The sequence below is a fragment of the Lentilactobacillus parafarraginis DSM 18390 = JCM 14109 genome, from assembly GCF_001435895.1.
Lineage (GTDB): Bacteria > Bacillota > Bacilli > Lactobacillales > Lactobacillaceae > Lentilactobacillus > Lentilactobacillus parafarraginis.
Map to the genome: position 1 here is coordinate 1 of NZ_AZFZ01000129.1, position 2,792 is coordinate 2,792.

At 35.8% G+C, this 2,792-nt stretch carries 4 protein-coding genes; all 4 read right to left on the reverse strand.

From position 1 onward, the window contains the following. The coding region (locus FD47_RS14110) for a replication initiator protein A (RefSeq protein WP_162260760.1) at positions 1-695 on the reverse strand (695 nt) is incomplete at its 3' end. Between the two features lie 610 nt (positions 696-1,305). Beyond that, positions 1,306-1,554, reverse strand: a complete 249-nt coding sequence (locus tag FD47_RS14115; RefSeq protein WP_054736644.1) for a ribbon-helix-helix domain-containing protein — start codon at positions 1,552-1,554, stop codon at positions 1,306-1,308. 13 nt (positions 1,555-1,567) lie between these two features. Then, the gene (locus FD47_RS14120; RefSeq protein WP_054736646.1) at positions 1,568-2,374 is read right to left on the reverse strand and encodes a ParA family protein; all 807 of its coding nucleotides are present in this window, start codon (positions 2,372-2,374) and stop codon (positions 1,568-1,570) included. A gap of 86 nt (positions 2,375-2,460) precedes the next feature. Further along, on the reverse strand, positions 2,461-2,792 hold a 332-nt coding region (locus tag FD47_RS14125; protein WP_156404164.1), incomplete at its 5' end, for a helix-turn-helix domain-containing protein.

Below are 2,792 nucleotides of genomic sequence, written 5' to 3' on the forward strand. Positions count from 1 at the left end.
ACCAAATCCTGGTTTTGCTTTTCTAGTTCTGTTGGTGAAAAATTGGCTGTGGAAAAGTCCAACTTTTGAGTATCTATATTGTATCTATTAGTATCTAAATTATTAGTATAGTCTAGATCTTGTCTCTTTTTGAGAAGTCCGCTTGTACCAAGGGATTCAGACGTGTAAGAGACGGTATCATGCGGGTTTCTCTTTTTGAGAAGTCCGCTTGTATCAAGGGATTCAACGGTATCATGCGGGTTTCTCTTTTTGAGAAGTCCGCTTGTATCAAGGGATTCAAACGATTTTTCTGGTTCTCGCTTAATATAAATGTCTTTTGCTGTTACTTCCAAATCTGCCAAATATAATCTATTTGGTTCGTTTTTGCCTGATCTTGGATTAAAACCCATATGTTTTTGATACAAAAGGTTTGCGTCCATTAATTCGTGTTTAATCTTATTGATTTTATTATTTGACCAGTTTCGTAAATCTTTTAGTTCATTGTTTGTGTATATGAAATATACGTTGTTATTTTCGTCAACCCAATTATTGCTTAGTGAGTAACTTAGACGATCGCGTAACACCGAATAAAGTAAAATGGCACTATCGCTAAGATCCTTATATTTTTCCCCTTGGAGTAAGATCTGCGGCAAAGCGTAGAACTTTACTTCATAGGCCCTTTTAGCATTTGTAAAGTTGAAGTTTGATTGATCCATAATAAAAGCTCCCTTTCTTAACTGACACACGCCGTCTTAAAGAGAGTTGCTAAAACATCTGACTTGTTTTAAAATACAAATCTGATATGCTTTAACTGAATTACAAAGCGAACATTGGACGTGATCGGCTTTGTAAATTCACCGGCATGTGTCTATTCTGGGTTGCCCATACGGCAACTTTTTTTAATTTCTAACAACAAAAATGGACTAAATAGCATTGGTTAGCCACTTAGCCCATTGGATTTAATTTGTTTTTAACTATCCTTCACTTGTCCCATAGGACTGGTTTGCAGTATAATTAACCTACAAATTAAGAACAATGTTCAGACGATTTTAACTTGGCGGTCTAAATCGTCTGAATCTAAGTAGCTCCCTGTTAGCTACTTGCTAAACCTAAAATCCCCGATTCCTCGTGAATCGGGGATTTTTCTGTTTAGCTTGATCTATTTATTCGGTTGTTAAATTAATCTTAGTCTAGCATAGCGCTTACCTACAGGCAACCGTATTTGGTTTAGTGCACTTTACTAGTTTTTACCTAATCACAAATTAATCAAGCAAATAAATTGCGTGTTTATTTGCTTGATTAATTTGTGATTTATTTATTTAGTTGCTAAATTGCATCTATGATTGAAGCTAAGAATTCGGAACGATTTTTAAATCCGTTTTTTCGGGCAGCCGTATCCATTTTTTTAAGTTGACTTTCAGTAATTGAGAAGGTCACTGATCGCTTACGCTCTACTTCCTTTCGGCTGATATTTTTCAAAAATGCGACTGCATCTTTCTTGTTGTCTTTCAATGTAGCTTCGTAACTTTCTCTCATTTCTTTGTCTTTTTTATAGTTGAATGAATCTAAACTCATAATCTAACTCTCCTTACTTGGTTTTATTTGCTAATTCTTGAAAAAGATGATCGGCGTGTTCTATGAACCTTTGATTTTGCTTTAAAATGGATTCATCATGATTGGCTAATTCAAATATTGAAGCGTGCCTTGCAGTAGCTTTATTAAAGAGCTCTCTTTCGGGAATTATAGTTGCGACTGTTTCATCGCCTTCTATGTGTTTTAGCAAATCGCGAGACATGCTTGTATTATGTCTAATCATATTACCGATAAAGAAAAGCTTTGCGTCAACGTAAGTTTCGCCAGTTCGATAGTCAAAAAGTGATTTTCTAAATTTTTCGAGTCGTGTTTCTAGGTCAAACTTGGCATTGTAGCCATGTTCACTGGGTGTAATGGGACTAAGCAGATAATTACTGATAGCAATAGCGTTTTTTGTGATAGTGCTAAAATCTGGGTGCGTATCAATTAAGATATAGTCATAGTCGGTTAAGCTTAATGAATCGGAGTTGTTTTTAAACCACATGAACAACATCATTTCTTTGTTACTGTTATTTTCTAGATAACTTCCTAAAACATCTAGGTCTATAAAACCGGCTATTAAATCTAGATTCGGTCCGACACTGTCAATTTTTACTTTTTGAGCATTGTCATTTTCTTTAAACGCTTCAGCGATGGTATTGTTTCGTCGTGTCTTTTCAAAAACGGTTGTTAAATTGCACTGATGGTCTAAATCGATTAATAGAACCTTCTTACCATGTTTGGCTAACCAATCACCATAATTTAAAGTCAAGGTTGTTTTACCAACACCACCCTTGATAGCAGTAAAAGTAATAATCTTCATCTTGATACCTCCTTCATCTAGCTTAATTATATCATTAGTAGACAAATAAATAAACAATTTATTAAATAATTAAGCTGGCGATTAGCTCATTTTAAAAGCTCATTTTTAAAGATTCTATATTTCTTGCGATACCTGATAAAGGTTGTCCGTTTAATGCCGGTATTACGGGCAACATCGACATCACTCATGCCTGCCTCGTAAAGCTCAAAAGCATGTTGCAAGCGGGGATCGTCTTGGGTGTATTGGGGTTTGCGCCCATGATATTTACCCTGCTGCTTAGCTAAGGCAATCCCTTGCTGCTGGCGCTCAATGATTCGCTTACGTTCACTTTCGGCCTGATACTTATAGAGTTCAATAATCAAGTTGGTCATCAGTTGACGTAAATTTGGGTCAGCAATCCCTGTCATGGACGGTAAAT

Excerpts from the sequence above, each read along its gene's own strand:
- FD47_RS14115 (WP_054736644.1), bottom strand. The coding sequence starts at position 1,554 with ATGAGTTTAGATTCATTCAACTATAAAAAAGACAAAGAAATGAGAGAA.
- FD47_RS14120 (WP_054736646.1), bottom strand. The coding sequence starts at position 2,374 with ATGAAGATTATTACTTTTACTGCTATCAAGGGTGGTGTTGGTAAAACA.